This window comes from Collinsella sp. LCP19S3_B11 (genome assembly GCF_052121915.1).
Classification (GTDB): domain Bacteria; phylum Actinomycetota; class Coriobacteriia; order Coriobacteriales; family Coriobacteriaceae; genus Collinsella.
The window spans coordinates 283866-306398 of sequence record NZ_JBQKDI010000001.1 but is presented as its reverse complement, the minus strand read 5'-3'; the positions used below and the strand labels follow the sequence as shown (position 1 = coordinate 306398).

General features: G+C 61.9%; 19 protein-coding genes and 5 tRNA genes. 21 read left to right on the top strand and 3 right to left on the bottom strand.

The features are described from left to right. The 3 genes from ACTQV4_RS01330 to glgB form a co-directional block, all read right to left on the bottom strand. Complete coding sequence (locus tag ACTQV4_RS01330) at window positions 1-1149, bottom strand: glucose-1-phosphate adenylyltransferase (RefSeq protein ID WP_441569099.1); 1149 nt, start codon at window positions 1147-1149, stop codon at window positions 1-3. A gap of 105 nt (window positions 1150-1254) precedes the next feature. Continuing rightward, complete coding sequence (locus ACTQV4_RS01325; RefSeq protein ID WP_427747385.1) at window positions 1255-3681, bottom strand: glycogen/starch/alpha-glucan phosphorylase; 2427 nt, start codon at window positions 3679-3681, stop codon at window positions 1255-1257. A 94-nt stretch (window positions 3682-3775) separates the two neighbouring features. Then, on the bottom strand, window positions 3776-6055 hold the full coding sequence (glgB, locus tag ACTQV4_RS01320; protein ID WP_427729048.1) for a 1,4-alpha-glucan branching protein GlgB: 2280 nt from the start codon (window positions 6053-6055) through the stop codon (window positions 3776-3778). Between the two features lie 331 nt (window positions 6056-6386). Between glgB and ACTQV4_RS01315 the strand changes: the two genes are divergently transcribed. From ACTQV4_RS01315 to rpe, 21 genes are all read left to right on the top strand, one after another. Further along, window positions 6387-7076 carry an HAD family hydrolase gene (locus ACTQV4_RS01315; protein WP_441560347.1) on the top strand — a complete coding sequence of 230 codons (690 nt, stop codon included), beginning with the start codon at window positions 6387-6389 and terminating at the stop codon, window positions 7074-7076. 9 nt (window positions 7077-7085) lie between these two features. Continuing rightward, window positions 7086-7727 carry a thiamine diphosphokinase gene (locus ACTQV4_RS01310; RefSeq protein ID WP_441560346.1) on the top strand — a complete coding sequence of 214 codons (642 nt, stop codon included), beginning with the start codon at window positions 7086-7088 and terminating at the stop codon, window positions 7725-7727. 167 nt (window positions 7728-7894) lie between these two features. After that, a tRNA-Ala gene (locus ACTQV4_RS01305) sits at window positions 7895-7970 on the top strand. Window positions 7971-8355: 385 nt separating this feature from the next. After that, window positions 8356-8430: transfer RNA gene (locus ACTQV4_RS01300), tRNA-Val, on the top strand. 130 nt (window positions 8431-8560) lie between these two features. Then, window positions 8561-8633: transfer RNA gene (locus ACTQV4_RS01295), tRNA-Ala, on the top strand. Window positions 8634-8833: 200 nt separating this feature from the next. Then, window positions 8834-8909, top strand: a tRNA-Ile gene (locus ACTQV4_RS01290). 317 nt (window positions 8910-9226) lie between these two features. Next, window positions 9227-9299, top strand: a tRNA-Ala gene (locus tag ACTQV4_RS01285). Window positions 9300-9374: 75 nt separating this feature from the next. After that, window positions 9375-11405 carry an ABC-F family ATP-binding cassette domain-containing protein gene (locus tag ACTQV4_RS01280; protein ID WP_441569097.1) on the top strand — a complete coding sequence of 677 codons (2031 nt, stop codon included), beginning with the start codon at window positions 9375-9377 and terminating at the stop codon, window positions 11403-11405. Next, window positions 11392-11688: a hypothetical protein gene (locus ACTQV4_RS01275; protein ID WP_441560877.1), complete on the top strand. Its 297-nt coding sequence runs from the start codon at window positions 11392-11394 to the stop codon at window positions 11686-11688. Before ACTQV4_RS01280 ends, ACTQV4_RS01275 begins: the two co-directional genes overlap by 14 nt. Window positions 11689-11697: 9 nt before the next feature. Further along, a complete protein-coding gene (locus ACTQV4_RS01270; RefSeq protein WP_441560875.1) occupies window positions 11698-12381 on the top strand; it encodes a site-2 protease family protein in 684 nt (227 codons plus the stop codon). Window positions 12382-12465: 84 nt separating this feature from the next. Then, on the top strand, window positions 12466-13275 hold the full coding sequence (locus ACTQV4_RS01265) for a segregation and condensation protein A (RefSeq protein ID WP_441569095.1): 810 nt from the start codon (window positions 12466-12468) through the stop codon (window positions 13273-13275). Window positions 13276-13286: 11 nt separating this feature from the next. Continuing rightward, a complete protein-coding gene (gene scpB / locus ACTQV4_RS01260) occupies window positions 13287-14015 on the top strand; it encodes an SMC-Scp complex subunit ScpB (RefSeq protein ID WP_441055625.1) in 729 nt (242 codons plus the stop codon). After that, a complete protein-coding gene (locus ACTQV4_RS01255; RefSeq protein WP_441569093.1) occupies window positions 14002-14967 on the top strand; it encodes a pseudouridine synthase in 966 nt (321 codons plus the stop codon). Before scpB ends, ACTQV4_RS01255 begins: the two co-directional genes overlap by 14 nt. Window positions 14968-15033: 66 nt before the next feature. Continuing rightward, entirely contained in the window at window positions 15034-15720 is a 687-nt protein-coding gene (cmk, locus tag ACTQV4_RS01250) for a (d)CMP kinase (protein ID WP_441569091.1), read from the top strand. A gap of 3 nt (window positions 15721-15723) precedes the next feature. Then, window positions 15724-16452, top strand: a complete 729-nt coding sequence (locus ACTQV4_RS01245) for a lysophospholipid acyltransferase family protein (protein ID WP_427795887.1) — start codon at window positions 15724-15726, stop codon at window positions 16450-16452. Window positions 16453-16454: 2 nt separating this feature from the next. Continuing rightward, window positions 16455-17354 carry a 4-hydroxy-3-methylbut-2-enyl diphosphate reductase gene (locus tag ACTQV4_RS01240; RefSeq protein WP_441569089.1) on the top strand — a complete coding sequence of 300 codons (900 nt, stop codon included), beginning with the start codon at window positions 16455-16457 and terminating at the stop codon, window positions 17352-17354. 2 nt (window positions 17355-17356) lie between these two features. Then, window positions 17357-18799, top strand: a complete 1443-nt coding sequence (locus tag ACTQV4_RS01235) for a DUF512 domain-containing protein (protein ID WP_441569087.1) — start codon at window positions 17357-17359, stop codon at window positions 18797-18799. Between the two features lie 10 nt (window positions 18800-18809). Continuing rightward, window positions 18810-20144 (top strand): ribosome biogenesis GTPase Der, encoded by a 1335-nt coding sequence (der, locus tag ACTQV4_RS01230; RefSeq protein WP_427748050.1) that lies wholly within the window; start codon window positions 18810-18812, stop codon window positions 20142-20144. After that, window positions 20137-20820, top strand: a complete 684-nt coding sequence (gene plsY / locus ACTQV4_RS01225; protein WP_427748049.1) for a glycerol-3-phosphate 1-O-acyltransferase PlsY — start codon at window positions 20137-20139, stop codon at window positions 20818-20820. The genes der and plsY overlap by 8 nt, the downstream gene beginning before the upstream one ends. A gap of 9 nt (window positions 20821-20829) precedes the next feature. After that, complete coding sequence (locus tag ACTQV4_RS01220; RefSeq protein WP_441569085.1) at window positions 20830-21837, top strand: NAD(P)H-dependent glycerol-3-phosphate dehydrogenase; 1008 nt, start codon at window positions 20830-20832, stop codon at window positions 21835-21837. Between the two features lie 18 nt (window positions 21838-21855). Beyond that, window positions 21856-22527, top strand: a complete 672-nt coding sequence (rpe, locus tag ACTQV4_RS01215; RefSeq protein ID WP_441048417.1) for a ribulose-phosphate 3-epimerase — start codon at window positions 21856-21858, stop codon at window positions 22525-22527. The last annotated feature ends 6 nt before the right edge of the window (window positions 22528-22533 follow it).

Here is a 22533-nt window from a genome sequence, read left to right as displayed (position 1 = left end):
TCATTCCCCCTTCCCGACAACGACGTCATTTCCAACGACGGCCGTATCCTTGGTGGTATCGACAGAGCCGAGCTTCACGCCCTCTTCGACCGTGGAGTTCTCGCCCAAAATAGCGCGGCAAATGTGCGCGCCGCTCTTAACATGCGCACCCGGCAGCAGCACGGAGTCCTCGACCACGGCGCGCTCCTCGATGATGACATCGGTCGAAAGGATCGAGTGGCGAGCGGTGCCGTAGATCTTGCAACCATTGGAGACCAGGCAGTCGTCCAGGCGACCGTCCGGGCCAATGTAGTGCGGCGGACGCGTGGTGATGTTGGACATGATGGGGAAGCTCTTGTCAAACAGATCGAACTCGGGGTTGTTGCCCAGCAGGTCCATCGAGGTCTCGTGGAAGCTGGCGATGGTGCCAACATCCTTCCAAAAGCCGTGGAACTCGTAGCTGTACAGGCGCTTGTTCTCGCCGAGCAGCTTGGGGATGATGTCCTTGCCAAAGTCGTGGCTTGAGCGCTGGTCCAGAGCGTCCTCCTCGAGCGCCTTGATCAGCACGTCGGCCGAGAAGATGTAGATGCCCATGGACGCGAGGTTCGAATCGGGCTTCTCGGGCTTCTCCGTGAACTTGGTGATGCGGCCGTCCTCGGGGTCGGTGGTCAGGATGCCAAAGCGGCTGGCCTCCTCCCACGGCACGGGCATAACGCTCACCGTGAGGTCGGCGTTGTTCTCAATGTGCGTCTTGAGCATCTTGCGGTAGTCCATGCGATACAGATGATCGCCCGAAAGAATCAGGACGTACTTGGGGTCGTTGGACTTGATGTAGTTGAGGTTCTGCGTGATGGCGTCGGCCGTGCCCGCATACCATGCGCCACCGGTTTGCGTTTCGTACGGCGGCAGGATCGACACGCCACCGTCGCGGCTGTCCAGATCCCACGCCTCGCCAGAGCCCACGTAGGCATGCAGCAGGTAGGGACGATACTGCGTCAGAACGCCCACCGTGTCGATGCCCGAATTGGAGCAGTTGGACAGCGAAAAGTCGATAATGCGGAACTTGCCACCAAAGCTAACCGCCGGTTTAGCGATCTTTTGGGTGAGTGCCCCCAATCGGCTTCCCTGTCCTCCTGCGAGGAGCATCGCGATGCATTCTTTCTTACTCATCGAATTCTCCTTCTGTCATCGATGTTCCTAAACCCATTAGCGACGGGCGCGGCGCTCGGTCGCGCCCGTCGAGTAATGCCGTGCGGCAAAGGGAACTCGCGGCCTTTAAGCGTGCCAGATCTCGTCGCGGTACTCGCGAATGGTGCGGTCGCTCGAGAACCAGCCGCTCGAGGCGGTGTTGAGCAGCGCCTTGCGGTTCCAGGTCTCCTGGTCGCCATAGCTGCCCGTGAGCTTCTCCCATGCATCTACGTAGCTGCGGAAGTCTGCCATAACCAGGTCGGGGTCGTTGTTGTTCATAAGCTCGTTGTAGATGCTCTCAAAGTTACCCGAAAGGCCGGCAAACGTGTTGTCCTTGAGCTCATCCATCACGCGGCCCAGACGTTCGCGATCATTGTTGAGCGTATCCCACGCAAAGTAGCTGTTCGATGCCCAGAGCTGCTCGACCTCGGGAGCGGTCAGGCCAAAGATCGCCTCGTTCTCGCGGCCGGCTAAATCGGCGATTTCGATGTTGGCACCGTCGAGGGTGCCCAGCGTAATGGCACCGTTCATCATGAGCTTCATGTTGGACGTGCCCGAGGCCTCCTTGCCGGCCGTGGAGATCTGCTCCGAGATCTCGGCGGCGGGGTAGATGAGCTGGGCGTTGCTCACGCGGAAGTTGGGGATAAAGCAGACCTTCATGACTTCGTTGACGCGCGGGTCGTTGTTGATGACCTCGGCCACCGAGTTGATCAGGCGGATGGTTTCCTTGGCAAAGGTGTAGCTCGAGGCAGCCTTGCCGCTAAAGATAAAGGTCGTCGGTGTTACGTGGAAGTTGGGATTGGCGATGCGACGGTTGTAGATGTCCATCACCTTCATGATGTTCATGAGCTGGCGCTTGTAGGCATGAAAACGCTTTACCTGAACATCGAAGACGGTGTTGGGGTCAATGACCAGACCGGTCTCGGCCTTAACGTAGGCGGCAAGACGCTCCTTGTTGGCGCGCTTGGAGGCACCCACGGCCTTAAGGAACTCGGTGTCGTTCTGAAAACCTTTAAGTTTCTCCAGCTCAAAGGCGTCCTTGAGCCAGCCGTCGCCAATGGCCTCGGTCACGAGCTTGGCGTAGGTGGGGTTGGCCTCGGCAAAGAAGCGACGGTGCGAGATGCCGTTGGTCTTGTTGTTGAACTTCTCGGGCGTTAAGGCATAGAAGTCCTTGAGCACATTGTTCTTGATGATATCGGAGTGAATCTTGGCTACGCCGTTGACGCTGTGGCTGCAGATCACGGACAGGTTGGCCATGCGAACCTCGCCGTCCCATAGGATGGCGGTCTGGCGCAGACGCTCCTGCCAGCCTTCCTGCGTCGTATCGAACGACTCATGCCAACGACGGCTGATTTCGTCGATGATCTGGTACACACGGGGGAGGAGCTTGGAGAACGTGCCGATGGGCCACTTCTCCAGGGCCTCGGGCAGGATGGTGTGGTTGGTGTAGCTCACGACCTGCGTCACGATGTTCCAGGCGTCATCCCACTCGAGCTTCTTCTCGTCGATGAGGATGCGCATGAGCTCGGGGCCGCACATGGCGGGGTGCGTATCGTTGGTGTGGATGGCCACAAACTGCGGCAGCAGCTCCCAGTTCGCGCCGTGTTCCTTCTCAAAGGTGTCAAGCAGGCTATAGATGCCGGCCGAGACAAACAGGTATTCCTGCTTCAGACGAAGCAGACGGCCGTGCTCGCCGGCGTCGTTGGGGTAGAGGATGGCGCTGATGGCCTCGGCCTCGGCGCGCTCGGCGTCGGCCAGGGCGTAGTCGCCGCGGTTGAAGGCCTCCAGATCGAAGTGCTCCTCGACCGGCTCAGCGGCCCAGACGCGCAGCTTGTTGACGGTCTCGCCGGCATAGCCCACCACGGGGATGTCGTAAGGGACGGCCAGGATGTCCTGCGTGTCCACGGTTCGATAGAACGTGCGGCCGTTCTCCTCAAAGCCCTCGACGCGGCCACCAAACTTAATGGTCACGGCCTTGTCCTGACGACGGACCTCCCAGGGATAGCCGTTGGTGAGCCACTCGTCGGTGGTTTCGACCTGGCTGCCGTTGACGATCTCCTGTTTAAACAGGCCGTAGCGGTAGCGCATGCCGTTGCCGTAGCCGGCAATGCCCTCGGCTGCCATGGAATCCAGGAAGCATGCGGCCAGACGACCCAGGCCACCGTTGCCCAGCGCCGGATCGGGCTCCTGGCTCTCGATGACGGACAGGTCAAGGCCCATATCGTCGAGCGCCTCGGCGACCATGTCGCGCACGCCAAAGTTGAGCAGGTAGTTGTCGAGCAGGCGGCCGATCAAAAACTCGATCGAGAAGTAGTACACGCGCTTCTTGCCCTCGGCGGTGGCGCGGGCGTCGCTCTTGGTGGCAACGGTGCGGGCCTTCTCGGCCACGAGCTTGGCCAGGGCGTTAAAGCGATCCAGATCGCTGGCTGCCTCGACGCTCTTGCCGCTAATGCTCATGACGGCATCGCGATAGAGCTCGGTAAACTCCTGCTTGTTGTCGAAGATCTTATTCATACGTTCCTTTCCCCCGGGGATGTTTCTCCCGGAACGGTTGTGACTTGTATCCTACGCCCCGCTAGGGCGGGTAATTACAGCTGTAACGGCTTTGTTACGCATCCTTAGGTGATGACTTAACAGAAGCAGACTTGGCTTTGGTAGCGGCCTTTTTGGCAGCCGGCTTCTTGGTCGCGGTAGCCTTGGCAGCGGGCTTTGCTGCGGCCTTAGCCTTGGCCTTGGTCGTCGTAGCCTTTGCCTTGGCCGGAGCCTTCTTGGCGGCCGCTGGCTTGGGCTTTACCGAGGACGCACGCTTGCGGGTCGCCTTCTTGGGCTCCTCGACCACGGGCGGCTTATAGCTGCTGGGGCCGCGACGCTTAAGCACCACGCCTGCCAGGCTGGGCACCTTAATCTCGATGGAGTCCATCTGCCCGTTCCAGGGATAGGGCTCGCTCGAGCAGGTGTAGGGCTCCTCGCCAGCATAGCCGCTGCCGCCAAACTCGGGACGGTCGGAGTCAAAGATGACCTCCCAGTCGCCCTCACGCGGCACGCCCACACGGAAGCTCTCGTAGGCCGCCGGGTCAAAGTTGATCAGGATCACGAGGTCGTCATCGACGTTCTCGCCCTGACGCACAAAGCTCACGATGGACTGCTTGGAGTTGTCCGCGTCGATCCAGGTAAAGCCGTCGTCGTTGTAGCCGCGCTCGTACAGGGCGGGCTCGGCGGTATACAGGTGGTTGAGCGCCTTAATGAACGCCTGATGGTGTGCATGGGTCTCATACTGCTCGGTCAAGAACCACTGAATAGATTCGTAGTAGCGCCACTCGATAAACTGGCCGATCTCGTTGCCCATAAAGTTGAGCTTGGCACCGGGGTGCGTCATCTGGTAGAAGGCGAGCGTGCGCAGGCCGGCAAACTGGCGCCACCAGTCACCCGGCATGCGGCCGATGAGCGAGCACTTGCCGTGCACGACCTCGTCATGGCTCAGCGGGCAGATAAAGTTCTCGGTAAAGGCGTACATGATGGAGAACGTGAGCAAGCCATGGTTGCCGGGGCGCCACGGAAAATCGGTCTGCATGTAGTGCAGGGTGTCGTTCATCCAGCCCATGTCCCACTTGTAGTGGAAGCCCAGGCCGCCGTCCTGCGGCGGATAGGTCACAAGCGGCCACGCGGTGGACTCCTCGGCCATCATCATCACGTCGGGGTAGTGCGCCTCAACAGCGCAGTTGACCTGACGGATAAACGCGCTGGCGTCCAGGTCCTCCTCGGTACCGTACTTGTTGAACTTCTTTTGGCCAGGATCGTCAATGCCAAAGTTGAGGTACAGCATGCTGGACACGCCGTCCATGCGAATGCCGTCCACATGGAAGTTCTCGATCCAGTACAGCACGTTGGAGACCAAGAAGGAGCGGACCTCGCCGCGGGCGAAGTCAAACTTGTGCGTGCCCCAGTTGGGGTGAATCTCGTGCTCAAACAGCATGTGGCCGTTAAAGGTGGCAAGGCCGTGGGAGTCGGCGCAAAAACCGCCGGGCACCCAGTCCATGATCACGCCGATGCCCGCCTCGTGGCACGCATCGATAAAGTGCATGAGCTGCTGCGGGTTGCCGTAGCGCGACGTGGCGGCAAAGTAGCCGGTCGTCTGGTAGCCCCAGGAGCCATCGAAGGGGTGCTCCATAAGCGGCATGACCTCGATATGCGTGTAGCCCATATCGCGCACGTAGTCCACGAGCTCCACCGACAGGTCGTCGTAAGTGTAAAACTCGCCGCGCTGCGCAGGGAAGGGGTCCATGGGACCGGGGTAGTTGCCGTACTCGTCCGGCTCGCCCTGTGGCTCGTCTCCGTGGCGCTTCCACGAGCCAATATGCACCTCGTAGATGTTGAGCGGCTGCGACATGTGGTTGTGGCCGGCGCGGCGCTTGAGCCACGCGGCGTCGTTCCACTGGTAGCCATCGAGGGTCCACAGCACGCTCGCCGTTCCCGGAGGGCACTCGGCCTTAAAGGCGTACGGATCGGCCTTGTAGAGCTTTTCGCCCTCGTTGGTCTCGATGAGGTATTTATAGAGCTGGCCCTGCTCGGCGCCAGGAATAAAGCCTTCCCAGATAGCGCTCGTGTGTACGGGCACCAGCGGGTTGGCTTGTTCGTCCCAATTGTTGAATTCACCGATAACGTGGACGCTCTTAACGTCGGGCGCCCAAACGCAAAAACGCCAGCCGCGCGTGCGCTGCTGCGTGTCGGGATGCGCGCCCATCTTTTCCCAGCTGCGCTCCCACATTCCAATGCCAAACAGATAGACATCGTCCTTGGTGAGCTCCGGTGCGTGCGGGGCGGCTTTACGGGTAGCGGGCTTTTTGGTTGCTGGCTTTAGCTTTGTATCGCTCACGTTTGATCCCATCATGACGCGGCAGCGTGTTGCCTTGGTGACTAGATGCGAAAGGTCCAAGGCTGCACGAATCGAAGGGACGGCGATAGCTCTATGAGTCGTCCCACCTCGCGTGCACGGTGGAACTTTCGGCAAAAACCACAATAACACCTGTCCGTTACTTTTATGGACGAAAGTGGATTTACGGTGGCGTTTAATCGGTGAGCGCCATGTTTATGCCACTGACAGAATTGCGATGGTAAAACTCTTGACAGTTTTACCAATTAGGGTTTCAAGATTTGTAGATTTACGTTTGGTAAAACGTTTTTAGCAGGTTGTTTACCATTTGACATTGAAAGGTTTGCGAATGAACCACACAGCCGCCTCTAATGTTGCTTTTATTTTTGATTGCGACGGCACACTGGTAAATAGCACCCCCGTTTGGGGCTATGCGCAGCCCGAGTTATTGCACCGTCACGGCATTGATGTAACGGTTGACGATTTTGCCCAGTTTGAGCATTTGTCGCTCGAGGACGAGTGCCAGGCCTATCACGACACCTGGGGCATTGGCGAAAATGGCGAGGAGCTGTATCACGAGCTGAGTGACATCCTGATCGATGGCTACTCCAAGGTGCCGCCGCGCGAGGGGCTCCTCGCGTTTCTGGAGCAGGCGAAGTCGGCCGGCATTGCTATGTGCGTGGCCACGTCCACGCCGGCCGAGCTGGTGCAGTCCGCACTCGCGGGTGCGGGGCTCGACGCCTATATGGAGTTTATTACCACGACGGGCGAGGCGGGCCGCTCCAAGCAGTTCCCCGATGTGTACGAGCTGGCGCTGCGCCGCCTTGAGGAGCGCCACGGTCACCAGTTTGAGCGCGCGTGGGTGTTTGAGGACGCCGTCTTTGGCCTTAAGAGCTCTGGCACTGCAGGCTTTAAGCGCGTGGGCATTTATGACCCGCACGGCCGTATGGAGCGCGACGAGGTTCGCGACAACTGCGATATCTTTATCGATAGCTATGAGGACCTGGATCGAGCCCGTGTGCTTGCGTTTAAGGGCTAGGCGAGGGCCGTGGCTTGCAAAGTATTAGTTGTTTGCGGCTCACCGGTGGTGGCGAGCGCGGATCTGTTGCGTCGACTAGCGGGGGAGTGCGACCACGTTGTCGCCGTGGACCGCGGGCTCGACGCGCTGCTAGGCGCTGGCCTGGGTTGCGACGTGTATGTAGGAGATGCCGACACGGTGAGCGACACCGGTCGCGCGTTGGTCGATACCGCCGAGGCCTTTGAGGTAGAGGGTCACGACCCCTACAAGGACTATACCGATCTAGCGTTGGCACTCGATTCGGTCCGACGTCGCTGGCCGGGCGCCGAGGTGGTTGCGACCTGCGCCACCGGCGGTCGCCCGGACATGGCCCTGTCTGTGTTAGGGCTACTGGCAGGCTATGCGGACGCCCCCGTCTGGATCGAAGAAGACGAAGTGACGGCCAGAATCCTGCACCAGGACGAGACCTGGACCATCGAGGGTGCCGAGGGCAAAACCTTCTCCATCATTTCCGTAGCCCCTGGGACAGTAGTAAGCGAACACGGCCTAGAGTGGGAACTGGACCACAGCCCTCTAGGCCTGTTAGCTGACACGGGCATCTCTAATGTCGTAAGGAAAACGGCCAAGATCCAAGTCCACCAAGGCATCGCGATCGCCTTCCTCTACAAGTGAGGCATCGCCGCGTGAGGGTTTTATCGGGACGGTGGGTTAATTAGCTGGTTTTGGCTTAGCCAAAACCAGCTAATTAACCCACCGTCCCAGGAAAACCCGTAAGAAAAAGTTTCAACAAAAATCTCTTGCATCAAGCAAAACATTCCCCTATAGTACTGCCTCGTCACGGGGGCGTAGCTCAGCTGGGAGAGCGCTTGACTGGCAGTCAAGAGGTCAGGGGTTCGATCCCCCTCGTCTCCACCATCGTGAATGCAAAGGCCTTCGGAAAACCGGAGGCTTTTTTTCTTATAAAGAGGCTCAATTGGTTGACTGTGTTCGCGGCGGGCGTTTCGGCGCGAGTCTATAAAAAGGTTTAATCATTTCAATAAATGGTGGTGTGGTCCAGCGGGATTTACGAGTACGAGCATCCCAAGATCTTCGACACCTATTACGAGAAGGTCTTGCCGTATGAAAATTGGTTTAGCTGCTGGTTTTGACGACGAGTGTAGGAACAGGTCGTTGTGCTGCAAGTATGCCGTAAACACGGATTGCTCCGGAGCGGTTTGGCATACGATTTTACAATCGAAGCCAAAAAGTTCTTGGTAATCCTCGCGTTGCTATGTTAGTATCTCTTTTGCCGAAAGGCGACGGGCGATTGGCTCAGGGGTAGAGCATATCCTTCACACGGATGGGGTCACAAGTTCGAATCTTGTATCGCCCACCATCAAAAGCACAGGTCAGAGGTGATAAGCCTCTGGCCTTTTTCTTTTTGACACAGAGAGTGTGATCAAAAAAGTTTCTTCAAAATTGTTCTTGCACCCTTGGAGGAGTTCCCGTATAGTACTTCTTCGCACGGGGGCGTAGCTCAGCTGGGAGAGCGCTTGACTGGCAGTCAAGAGGTCAGGGGTTCGATCCCCCTCGTCTCCACCCGAGCATTGAATGAGGCTCCAACGCAAGTTGGGGCCTTTTTTCATATAGGCACACAAGGTCAAAGGCAGGACCATGATCCTTCCGATCGAAAAGATCGTGCGTTGAATGACCATTGCGCGCATGGTAGTATTTCACGTCGTGGTGCAACGACACGCTAAATGGAACTTCTCCATTGCCTTTGCAACCACTAATATAAAGGGCTCTTGGCGCAACGGTTAGCGCAGGGGACTCATAATCCCTGGGTTCTGGGTTCGAATCCCGGAGGGCCCACCAGGTTTTTCAACAGGTCAGGCAATTTGTCTGGCCTGTTTCTTTTTCATGGCAACATTTTCTTGCAAGTAGCTTGTTTGCCCACTTCCAAACGCCTTGGGTCGCGTTCATGGCGGGAGGTCCCCGGGGGCGACCGGGCTGGAGCCGGAAAGGCGGGCTGCGGCAGCACCGCACGCCTTAGGGCGCGCCCCGCGGGCATGGCCAGGCATCGCGGACCCTCGATCCTGTGCGGGTCCGCGCCCCCGCGCCGCGACGGCGAAAGTTTTTCTAAAATTGTCCTTGCATCGCCGTCCGAGTTCCCGTATAGTACTTCTTCGCACGGGGGCGTAGCTCAGCTGGGAGAGCGCTTGACTGGCAGTCAAGAGGTCAGGGGTTCGATCCCCCTCGTCTCCACCCGAGCATTGAATGAGGCTCCAACGCAAGTTGGGGCCTTTTTTCATATAGGCACACAAGGTCAAAGGCGGCACCATGATCCTCCTGGTCGACAAGATCGAAAAAAGCTTCGGCGCGCGCGTCCTCTTTAGCGGCGCGTCCTTTCAGATCAACCCCGGCGAGCGCTTTGCGCTCGTGGGACCCAACGGCGCCGGCAAAACCACCATGCTCAAAATCATCATGGGTATCGACAGCCCCGACGCCGGCCAGGTCCAGTACTCCAAGGACTGTCAGGTGGGCTACCTCGAGCAGGAAACCAACCTGGAGCACAAGGACACGACCATCCTCGCCGAGGTCATGGCCGCCGCCAAGGAAATCCGCCGCATGGGCGAGCGCGCCAACGAGCTGCAGGCCCAGATCACCGAGCTCTCTGAGCAGGGCAAGGACGTCGACGCGCTCCTTAACGAGTACGGCCAGGTCCAGGACCGCTTTGAGCACTTGGGCGGCTACGAGCTCGAGAGCAATGCCCGCAAGATCCTGTCCGGTCTGGGCTTTAAGGTCACCGACTTTGAGCGCCCGTGTTCCGAGTTCTCGGGCGGCTGGCAGATGCGCATCGCGCTGGCTAAGCTCTTCCTGCGCCATCCCGACCTGCTGCTTCTGGACGAGCCCACCAACCACCTGGACCTCGAAAGCGTCCAGTGGTTGCGCGGCTTTATCGCCAACTACGACGGCGCCGTGCTCATCGTCAGCCACGACCGCGCCTTTATGGACGCCTGCGTCGACCACGTCGCCGCGCTCGAGAACCGCCGCGTGACCACCTACACCGGCAATTACAGCAGCTACCTCAAGCAGCGCGAGGACAACCTGGAGCAGATGCGCGCCAAACGTGCCGCCCAGGAGCGCGACATCGCCCACATGCAGGTTTTCGTCGACAAGTTCCGCTACAAGCCCACCAAAGCCGCCCAGGCGCAGGAGCGCATCCGCAAGATCGAGCAGATCAAAAAGGAGCTCGTCATCCTGCCCGAAGGCCACAAGCACATCGACTTTAAGTTCCCCGACCCGCCGCGCTCGGGCGACATGGTCGTGGGCCTGGAGGGCATGTCCAAGTCCTACGGCAACAAGCACATCTATAGCGATATCGACCTCAAACTCTACCGCGGCGAGCACGTGGCGCTCGTCGGCCCCAACGGTGCCGGCAAGTCCACCCTCATGAAGATCATCGCCGGGCTGGAGCCGCCCACTACCGGCGCGCGCGACCTGGGTACCAACGTGGGCGTGGCCTATTACGCCCAGCACGCGCTCGAAGGCATGACCGAGTCCAACACCGTCCTGCAAGAAATCGACACCGTCACGCCCAAGTGGACCGTGCCGCAGCAGCGCAGCCTGCTGGGCGCCTTCCTGTTTAGCGACAACGATTCCATCGAAAAGCAGGTTCGCGTTCTTTCCGGCGGCGAAAAGGCACGTCTGGCCCTGGCTAAGATGCTCGTGGCCCCCGAGGCACTTCTGTGCCTGGACGAGCCCACCAACCACTTGGACATCGACTCGGTGGACATGCTCGAGAACGCCCTGCAAAACTTCCCCGGCACCATCGTGCTGATTAGCCACGACGAGCACCTGGTGCGAGCCGTGGCCAACCGCGTGATCGACATCCGCGATGGCAAGGTCACGGTCTATGACGGCGACTACGACTACTACCTCTACAAGCGCGAGGATCTCGCGGCCCGCGCCGCCGAGGCGGCAGGGGAGAGTACGCCTTCCGCGGCCAAGCCCACCAAAGCCAGCGCCACCCAGGCCGATACCCCCGCTGCGGCCCCCAAGCCTGCCGAGGGCAAAAAGACTAAGGAGCAAAAGCGCGCCGAGGCCCAGGCCCGCGCTGCACTCAACAAAAAGCTCAAGGGCGTGCGCAACCAGCTCAAGAAGATCGAGGCCGAGCTCGACAAAAAGCGCGCCCGCTATGACGAGCTTATGGAATTGATGGCAAGCGAAGAGCTTTATGCCGATCAGGATAAGTTCAACGCCGCCCTGGGGGAATATAACGGGCTTAAGCAAGAGCTGCCCAAGCTCGAGGACGAATGGCTCGAGCTTTCCACCCAGATCGAAGAGGAGACCGCGCGTGAACTCTCGTAAGGCCGCTGCCGTGGCGATGAGCATCATCGCCATCGCGTGCCGCATCTGCGGCATCTTTATGAGCGCGATGACCGTGCTGCTGTGCTTTAGCGGCCTTACCGCCAAGCTGCAGATTGTGGGCTTTGTCGTTGAGCTTTCGCGCGCGCTGCCGAGCGCTATCGCGGGCTACGGCGTCATCACATCGCCCTTTGGCGGTGTGTTCCGCCTGGATTACGCCATCGTGGCCGTCATCCTGTTTGTGGCCGACTACCTGCTTTCGCGCGCCTCGCGCCGCGTCCGCTAGGGGAGCGCCATGTCCAGCAGCTACCTCATGAACCTGCTTGCCAGCGCCGTCGCCGTCATCGTGGGCATCGTGATCCACGAGAGCGCACACGCCGCCGCGGCCTGGGCGCTCGGCGACAAAACGGCCCGTTCGCGCGGCCGCGTCTCGCTCAACCCGCTCAACCATATCGACCCGTTTGGCACCGTCCTCCTGCCGCTGCTCATGCTCGCGGCCGGCGGCCCGGTGTTCGCCTTCGCCAAGCCCGTGCCCGTCTACCTCAACAACCTCAAGCACCCCAAGCGCGACGAGGTCTTGGTGAGCGCGGCCGGCCCCGTATCGAACATCGCACTGGCGTGCCTTGCCGCGGCCCTCATGCACGCAGCATACGGCAACCTCTACACCAGCATGTCCTTTGCCGTAGCGTCCCAAATCATGAACTTCGGCGCCACCTTTATCGTGGTCAACCTGTCGCTCGCGTTTTTTAACCTCATCCCGATCCCGCCGCTTGACGGCTCGTCGATCATCGTGCCGTTCCTCAAAGGCAAGGCGCTCACCAACTACTACCAACTGCAGCAATACGCCATGCCGATTCTTATCATCGTGCTGTATCTGCTGCCCATGTGGACCGGCATCGATGTGATCGGCCGGTATTTCGACGTTACCGTGTATCCGCTCGCTGGGCAGCTGCTTAACTTCGCAATCGCCGGCATCTAGGGTAAACTTACAGGTCGACCGTGCAAAACGGTCGCAACATGCACCCAAACCGCGCCGCGAAGGCGCCGTCAAAGGAGGTCGAAGATGTCGTATCGCGTGTCGACGCAGGTCTACAGCGGACCGTTCGACCTGCTGCTGCAGCTGGTAACCCGCCAAAAAGTTGATATCGGCGCCATCTCGATCAGCGAGGTGGCCGAGCAGTACCTTGCCGAGGTCGAGCGTATTGAGGCGCTGGACCTGGACGTGGCGAGTGACTTTCTGCTGGTCGCGGCAACCCTTTTGGACATCAAGGCCGCCTCGCTGGTGCCCCAGGAGGCCCCGCACAAAGCCGACGACGATGACGAGATTGACGAAGACCTCGAGGAACTCAGCGCACTCGACGGCGACGCCCTGCGCGAGGTCCTGATCCAGCGCCTGATCGCCTACAAGCAGTTTAAGGGCGCGGCGGCGGCCCTTGGCGCGCGCATGCAGGCCGAAAGCCGCATGCATCCGCGTGTGGCCGGCCCCGACCCCGAGTTTTTGGGCCTTATGCCCGACTACCTGGCCGGCATTACCCTGCGCGGCCTCGCCGTCATCTGCGCCGACCTGGACGGCAAGCGCCAGACCTTCTTGCTGGAGGCCGAGCACGTGGCACCGCATCGCGTGCCGCTCGACTTGACGGTGGCCTCGGTCGACCGCTTTACCATGGCGCACCAAACCTGCACCTTCCGCGAGCTGTTGGATGGCGACGCCACCACCGAGCAGCTCGTCGTCACCTTCCTGGCCATGCTGGAGCTCGCCAAGCGAGGCTCGCTCACCCTGAGCCAGGACGAGATCTTTGGAACCATCTGCATCAACCGCGTCGAGGGCGCCGAGGCCTACGTACCCGGCGAGGGCCCCGAGCTCACCGAATAGGAGCGGCAACCATGTCAACCCTTTCTACGCTAGAGGCAAACAGCCTCAAAGGCGCCCTCGAGGCGCTCCTGCTGGTTTCGAGCGATCCGGTGAGCGCGCCCGCGCTGGCAGATGCGCTGGATATCGCCCCGGGCGAGTGCGCGTCGCTTTTGGCCGAGCTCAAAGTTGAGTACGAGGAGGCCAATCGCGGCTTTCAGCTGCGCGAGGTCGCCGGCGGCTGGCGCCTGTTTACGCACCCCGCCTACCACGATGTGGTCGAGTCCTATGTGCTGAGCTGGGACACGCAAAAGCTGTCGCAGGCGGCGCTCGAGACCCTTGCTGTGATCGCCTACCACCAGCCCGTCACGCGCGAGGTGGTCAAGGGCATCCGCGGCGTCAACTCCGACGGCGTCATCGCGTCGCTCGTTGACAAGGGTCTGGTGCGCGAGCTCGGCCGCGACCCCCAGCGCGGTCAGGCCATCATTTACGGCACGACCAACGCCTTTTTGGAGAAGTTTGGTCTGCGGTCCACCCGCGACCTTCCCGATCTGGAGCAGTTTGCCCCCGACGAGCAGTCGCGCCAGTTTATCCGCGAGCGCCTGAGCGGCCGCAGCATTCAGTCTACGCTCGAGGAGCAGGTCGAGGACCTAGACGAAGAGCGCGAGCTGCTGGATACCGATGTTGAGGATGTCGAGGCAGTCGGTGGCGAGGAAACACTTGCCACCGACGACGCTGCGGAGGATACGCATGACGAGGACTAGCGAAGCAGGGGAGACGCGCGCCGCCGGTGCCACGGGCGCACCCGCGACCGACGCCCAGCCCGTCTACCCGCACACCATGCGCCTGCAGCGCTTTTTGGCGCGCGCGGGCGTGGCGAGCCGCCGCGGCTCGGAGGACCTGATGACCGCCGGCCGCGTGACCGTCAACGGCCAGGTCGCGACCGAACTGGGCACCAAGGTCGATGTGGACCGCGACCATATCGAGCTTGACGGCATGCCCGTCAAGCTCAACCAGGGCGCCGTGTACCTGATGCTCTACAAGCCGACCGGCTATCTCACCACCATGAGCGATCCGCAGGAGCGCCCCTGCGTGGCCGACCTTGTCCCGCGCGACCGTTTTCCGGGGCTCTTCCCGGTGGGTCGCCTGGACCGAGACACCACGGGCCTTTTGCTCTTTACCACCGATGGCGACCTGTCGCAGGACCTGCTGCACCCCAGCAAGCACGTCTACAAGACCTACCAGGCGCTCGTTGACGGCCACCTGACCGATCGCGACTTGGAACCGCTGCGCCGCGGCATCGAGCTCGACGACGGCCTGTGCCAGCCGGCGATCTGCCGCGTCATTACCGCGCGCGAGGCCGAAGCGGTGGCCCAGCAGGGTGTGAAGCCCGGAACAACCGCCGTGGAGGTCATCATCCGCGAGGGCCGCAAGAACCAGGTCAAGCGCATGCTGAGCAAGATCCACCATCCGGTGATCCGCCTGCACCGCTGTAACTTTGCCGGCCTGGAGCTCAAGGACGTGGCCAAGGGCTCGTGGCGCGAGCTCACCGACCGCGAGGTGCAGATCCTCAAGGCCGGCGGCATCCCGCCCAAGCAGGCCGGCGCCAAGCGCGGCGCTGCGCCGGCGACCAACACTGCGACCCGCACGCGCCACCACGGCAGCCACGGCTCCGCGCCCAAGCGCAACACCTACCGCGAGCGCTACACGGGCTAGCCAGTCCGCCAAGCCCCAGCGCCCGCGTCCCATACCAGCACGTCAACCACCGAAAGGAAGCATTGCATGATCGTCGCCATCGACGGCCCCGCCGGATCCGGCAAGTCCACCATCGCCAAGGAGATCGCCCGCCAGCTGAGCTTTAACAAGCTCGACACGGGCGCCATGTATCGGGCCGTCACCTTCGCCGCGCTCGACCGCGGCATCGATCTGGACGACGAGGCTGCCATCGACGCCCTCGCCGAGCAGATCGAGATCCGCTTTACCAACGGCACCGGCGAGGACACGCGCCTGACCATTGACGGCCAGGACGCCTCGGCTGCCATTCGCACCCCGCAGGTGGACGCCAACGTCTCCAAGGTCTCGGCCTACCCGGGCGTACGCGCCGCCATGCTCATCCATCAGCGCCGCGCCGCCGAGGACCGCGATATCGTGGCCGAGGGTCGCGACATCGGCACCGTCGTGTTCCCCAACGCGCAGGTCAAGGTGTTCCTGACCGCCGATCCGCGCGAGCGCGCCCGTCGCCGCGTGCTGCAGCGCCACCAAAACGACGCCCAGCCGCCCACCGAAGAGCAGCTCGAGGCCGAGGTCGACGAGACGCTCGACGCCCTCAAGCAGCGCGACAAGCTCGACAGCAGCCGCGAGGTCGCGCCGCTCGTGCCCGCCGAGGACGCCATGCACGTCGACTCCACCGCACATACCATCGACGAGGTCGTCTCGATAATCGAGGACCTCATCAACCAAAGGAGGTAGCTCATGCGCCTGTTTAAGCAGACGCCCGAGGATTACTACAACGCGCCATATGCCGAGTTCCCCGTGCTCATCCGCGGCACCGTCTTTGTGGTCATGGGCATCCTGTGGGTCTTCTCCAAGCTCATGTGGCGCTGGAAGGTAGAGGACGCCGACCTGCTGTTTGAGCGCCAGGAAGGCCGCGGCAGCGTGGTCATCTGCAACCACACCTCGATGGCCGAGCTCCTGGCTGTAGAGACGGCGCTATTCTTTGGCGGCCGCCGCATCCGCCCCATTTTTAAATCTGAGTTTGCCAAGAGCAAGATCGTGCGCTGGGCCTTTAGCCGCGTGGGCGGCATTCCCGTCGAGCGCGGCACCGCCGACATGAAGTGCCTACGTGCCGCCCAGCACGCGCTGCAGCGCGGCGAGGACGTCCTGATCTTCCCCGAGGGCACGCGCATCCGCTCGCGCGAGATTAAGCCCGAGGTCCACGGCGGCTTTGCGCTCATCGCCCAGATGGGCAAGGCACCCGTCAACCCGCTCGCCATCTGCGGCTGGTCCGATATCACGCCTGCGGGCAAAAAGCTTATGCGCCCCAAAAAGTGCTGGATCCGTGCCGGCAAGGCCATCTCACTATCCGATGCACCGGCCGAGCTCAAGCGCAAGGAGCGCCTGGCATGGTTTGAGTCCGAGGCCATGAGCCGCGTCTACGCCATGCGCGACGACCTGTGCGCCGAGCACCCCGGCAGGTTCTAGCCATGGGCGAGATCGTCATGAATACCGCCGCGACTGCGTCCGACCAGGCCGCCGCCCCCACCATCGAAATCGCAGCGCATGCCGGCACCTGCTACGGCGTGCAGCGCGCGCTCGACATGGCATTGGCCGCCGCGCCGCAGGCAGGGGAGAGCGCTCAGGTCCACACGCTGGGTCCGCTCATCCATAACCCCATCGTTGTGCGCGAGCTCGCCGAGGCAGGCGTTGATCTGGCAGACACCTTGGACGACGCCGCATCGGGCACCGTGGTCATTCGCGCGCACGGCGTGGTGCCGCAGGTCATCGAGGCTGCTCGCGAACGCGGCCTTACCGTGGTCGATGCCACCTGCCCCTACGTCAAGAAGGTCCATGTGGCGGCCGAGCGCCTGGTGCGCGAGGGCTACCGTGTGATCGTCGTGGGCGAGCCGGGCCACCCCGAGGTCGAGGGCATCCTGGGCCACGCCGGCGATGACGCGCAGGTCGTGAGTTGCGCCGCCGATGCGGACGCGCTGCCGCTCAAGGGCAAGGTGGGCCTGGTTGTGCAGACCACCCAAACCGCGCAAAACCTGGCCGAGGTCGTGGCCTCCATCACCCCGCGTGTGCAGGAGCTGCGTGTGATCAACACGATCTGCGCTGCCACGAGCGAGCGCCAGCAGGCGGCGGCAACCCTCGCCAACCGCTGTGATTGCATGGTCGTCGTGGGCGGCAAAAATTCGGGCAATACGCGCCGCCTGGCACAGATTTGTGCCGATGTCTGCGAGCACACCCATCACATCGAGGAAGCATCCGAGCTTGAGGCCGCATGGTTTGCCGACGCGCGCCGCATCGGCATCACCGCCGGAGCCTCAACTCCGCAAGAACACATCGAACGCGCCGTTGCGCGCATCAAGGAGCTTTGTCGCTAATCATGGACCAGACCGTACCCGCATACGCCGCCGAGGTGGCCGATTACGGGCGCAGCCGCGACCCCGAGCCGGGTGAAGGCGCGCTCGTAAAAAACGTGCGTCCCGAATCGCCCGCATGGGATGTAGGTATCGAGCCGGGCATGCGCGTGCTCACGGTCAACGGCGAGCAGCTGACCGATATGATCGTGTGGCTCTGGGAGGCCGACGAGGACACCGTCGAACTTGAGGTTCTCGACCCGCGCGACGGCACCGTCACCCCCGTTGAGCTCGACCGCTTTCCCGGCGAGGACTGGGGCCTTGAGTTCGATGGCCCCATCTTCGACGGCATGCGTACCTGTGTGAACGCCTGCGTGTTCTGCTTTATGACCATGCTGCCCAAGGGCGGCCGCTCCACGCTCTATATTCGCGATGACGACTACCGCTTGAGCTTTTTACAGGGCAACTTTGTCACGCTGACCAATCTTTCCGACGAGGACGTGCAAAACGTTATCGACCGCAATATGAGTCCCATGAACGTGTCGGTCCATGCCGTAAGCCCCGACGTCCGCCGCCGCATGATGGGCCGCAACGCCCAGCGCGGCATGGACGTGCTCGAGACCATCATGGCCGCCGGCATCGAGATCCACGCGCAGATTGTGCTGTGTCCCGGCATGAACGACGGCGAGGAGCTGCAAAAGACCCTACGCTTTTGCGAGGAGCACGAACAGATCACGAGTCTGGGCATTGTGCCACTGGGCTTTACCAAGCACCAGAGACGCTTTACCTGGTCATACAGCGACAAACCTGAGCTCGCGCGCGAAACCATTGCCATGATCCGTCCCTTCCAGGATCGTGCCTACAAGCGCTTTGGCCGCCACACCTTCCAGATGAGCGACGAGTTCTATCTGGACGCCGGCATCGAGCCACCCCAGGCCGATTTTTACGACGGCTACCCGCAGTATTACGACGGCATCGGTATGATCCGCTCGTATCTGGACGAGACTGACGATGTGCTCACCGCCGATGCCGAGCGTCTGAGCCTCGTTCGCGAGGCAATCGCCGCCCGTGGCCAGCGCCTCCTGTGCCTCTCCGGCGCCAGCGCGCGCGACACCGTTGCCCGCTTTGTGGAGTCGCCACGGGGCCTTGCCGGCACCGTCACCGCTATCGAAAACCGTTACTTTGGCGGCAACGTGGACGTGACCGGCCTCATCGTCGCCTGCGACATTCTGGAGCAGCTGCCGCAGGACCTCTCGGGGGTTATGCTCTTTGTGCCTAAGCTCATGTTCAACGCTGACGGCATGACGCTTGACGAGTATCATCGTGACGATTTACTCGCAAGCCTTGAAGCTCGCGGCGCCGAGGTTCATGTGGTATCGACCATGCCGCATGAGCTGCTCGATACCCTGGAGCATATCCTTGGCATTGTGCCCGCAGGCTCTACTAATTCCGCTGACCCTACCCATTAAAGGAGTGCAGATGAAACCTATCGTCGCCGTCGTCGGACGCCCCAACGTGGGCAAGTCCACGCTCGTTAACCGCCTGGCCCAGACCTCGGACGCCATCGTCCATGAGTCCCGCGGCGTAACGCGCGACCGCTCCTACCACACGGCCGATTGGAACGGCCGCGAGTTCACCATCGTCGACACGGGTGGCATCGAGCCGCTCAAGAGCGATGACGTCTTTGCCACGTCCATCCGCGACCAGGCCCTCGCCGCCGCCGAGGAAGCCGCCGTCATCCTGTTTGTGGTCGACGGCCGCACCGGCGTCACCGAGGAGGATGAGTCGGTCGCCCGCATGCTCAAGCGCTGCGACAAGCCGGTCTTTCTGCTGGTGAACAAGCTCGACAACCCCGATCGCGAAAACGACAGCATCTGGGAGTTTTATTCGCTCGGCATCGGCGAGCCAACGCCGCTCTCGGCCCTGCACGGCCACGGCACGGGCGACCTGCTCGACGACATCGTTGCCCTGTTGCCCGAGGAGGAGGACGAGGTCGCCGACGAGTTCCCCGACGCGCTGAACGTCGCCATCATCGGCCGCCCCAATGCCGGTAAGTCCTCGCTGTTCAACCGCATCCTGGGTGCCGACCGCTCTATCGTGTCCAACATTGCCGGCACGACGCGCGACGCCATCGACACCGTCGTGGAGCGCAACGGCAAGCACTACCGCATGGTCGACACCGCGGGCATTCGCAAGAAGAGCACCGTGTACGAGAACATCGAGTACTACTCCATGGTCCGCGGCCTGCGCGCCATCGACCGTGCTGACGTGGCACTGCTCGTCGTCGACGCCTCCGTGGGCGTTACCGAGCAGGACCAGAAGGTCATGGGTCTTGCCATCGAACGCGGCTGCGCCATCGTCGTTCTGCTCAACAAGTGGGATCTGCTCGACGACGACCGCAAGCGCGAGGCCTGCATGGAGACCGTCGACCGCCGTCTGGGCGTCATGGCTCCCTGGGCCCAGTACCTGCGCATCTCTGCCCTGACCGGCCGTAGCGTCGAGAAGATCTGGGCGATGGTCGATGCTGCCGAGAAGACGCGCTCACAAAAGATCACCACCTCGCGCCTCAACACCTTCCTCACCGACCTGCGCGAGTTTGGCCACACCGTGGTGGACGGCAAGCGTCGCCTGCGCATGCACTACGTGACCCAGACGGGCGTCAACCCGCCGACGTTTACGTTCTTCGTCAACCACAGCGACCTGGTCAACGACACCTACCAGCGCTACGTGGAGAACCGTATGCGCTCGACCTTCGACTTTTCCGGCACGCCCATTCGACTCTTCTTTAGGAAGAAGGAGCAAAAGGATGCATAATCCGATTCTGCTGACCGCCATCTGCGCCGTGGTCTCGTTCTTTATCGGAGCGATTCCGTTTGGCCTGATCCTGGGCCGCGTGTTCAACCACACGGATATTCGCAAGGCGGGCTCCGGCAACATCGGCACCACCAACGCCCTGCGCGTAGCCGGCCCCAAGGTCGCCGCGCTCACGCTGCTGCTCGACTGCTTGAAGGGCGCCATCTGCGTCCTTATCGCGCGTCCGCTCATCGCGAGCGTGGGCTATGGCTTCCCGGTGAGCATCATGGCTCCCGGTGCCGCCGGCGACTGGATGCTCGGCGTCATTTGCCTGGCTGCCGTGTGGGGACACATCTTCTCGCCCTACCTCAACTTCCGTGGCGGCAAGGGCATCGCTGTGGGGCTGGGCGTCATACTCGCCTGGTACTGGCCCATCGGACTTTCGCTGCTGGGCATGTTTATCGTGGCCGTCGCCATCACCAAGTATGTGTCGGTGGGCTCGCTTGCCGCGGCCATCGGTCTTCCCATCGCCGCCTGCGCGGTCTTTCCGTACAGCAGCCTGGGCCTCAAGTTTTGCATGGCGATGATCGGCATCACCGTGGTGTGGGCTCATCGCGCGAACATCAAAAAGCTCATGACGGGCAAGGAGTCCAAGCTCTCGTTTACCAAGCGCGTCACCGAGCCCGACGATAAGTAGGAGAGAGTCATGAATGTTGCGCTGATTGGCTCCGGCTCCTGGGGAACCGCCGTCGCCGGCCTTGCCGCCGGGCGAGCCGAGCGCGTGACCATGTGGGCCCATAGCGAGCAGACGGCCGTCGGCATTAACGGCGAGCACCGCAACCCGCGCTATCTGGTGGACTACGTGCTGCCGGAAAACGTTGTCGCCACGACGGACCTGGCCCAGGCGCTCGACGGCGCCGATGCGATCATCTTTGCCGTGCCCTCCATGCACCTGCGCGACGTCTGCCACCAGGCGGCACCCTTTATCGCCGCCGACACCCCCGCCTTGTGCCTTACCAAGGGCATCGAGCCCGAGTCCGGCATGCTCATGAGCCAGGTCATCGCCAGCGAGATCGGCAACGAGGCGCGTGTGGCGGCGCTCTCGGGCCCCAACCATGCCGAGGAGATATGCCGCGGCGGACTTTCCGCCGCCGTCATCGCCAGCAAAGACTCGCAGGTAGGGGAGACCTTTAAGGACCTGCTCCTATCCACGGCCTTCCGCATCTACCTGTCGCAGGACATGACCGGCGTCGAGGTTTGCGGCGCCATGAAAAACGTCATCGCCATCGTGTGCGGTATTTCCGCCGGTACCGGCGCGGGCGACAACACGCTCGCCCTTATCATGACGCGCGGCCTGGCAGAAATCAGCCGTCTGGTGCACGCCCGCGGCGGCCAGGCCATGACGTGCATGGGTCTTGCCGGCATGGGTGACCTTATTGCCACCTGCACCTCCGAGCATTCGCGCAACCGCACCTTCGGCTACGAGTTTGCCCACGGCGTATCGCTCGACGAGTACCAGGCGCGCACGCATATGGTGGTCGAGGGCGCCGTCGCCGCCCGCAGCGTGAGCGAGCTCGCCCGTTCGCTGGGCGTAGACATTCCGCTCACCTTTGCCGTGGAGCAAACGCTCTACAACGGTGTTACTTTGGATAGGGCGCTCGAGATCCTTACCGACCGCGTCCCCTCTCAAGAGTTCTACGGACTCACCGACTAGCGCAGAAAGGCTACTACCATGGGTTCCATCAAAATCGCTCCGTCCGTCCTTTCGGCTGACATGGCCAACCTCAAGGGCGAGCTCGACAAGATCGCCGGTGCCGACTACGTGCACTTCGACGTCATGGACGGACACTTTACCGGCAACCTCACCTTTGGCGTCGATATCCTCAAGGCCGTCAAGCGCTCCACCAAGGTGCCGGTCGACGCGCACCTGATGGTGTCGAACCCCGACGAGACCGTCGATTGGTACGCCGACGCCGGCGCCGATATGATCACCGTGCACTACGAGGCCTCCACGCACCTGCACCGCACGCTCACGCACCTACAGCAGCGCGGCGTCAAGGCCGGCGTGGTGCTCAACCCCGCCACCCCCGTCTGCGTGCTCGAGAGCATCATCGAGGTCGTCGACATGGTGCTGCTCATGAGCGTGAACCCCGGCTTTGGAGGCCAGAGCTTTATCCCGGGCACGCTGCATAAGCTCCACGAGCTCAAGGCCATGTGCGAGCGCCACGGCGTGTCGCCCATGATCGAGGTCGACGGCGGCATCTCTTCCAAAAACATCGCCGAGGTCGTCAAGGCCGGTGCCGATGTCCTGGTGGCCGGCTCAGCCGTATTTAAGTCCGAAGACCCCGCCGCCGAGGTTGCGCTGCTGCAGAAGCTGGGCAACGAGGCCGCACAGGAGGCATAAACCCTT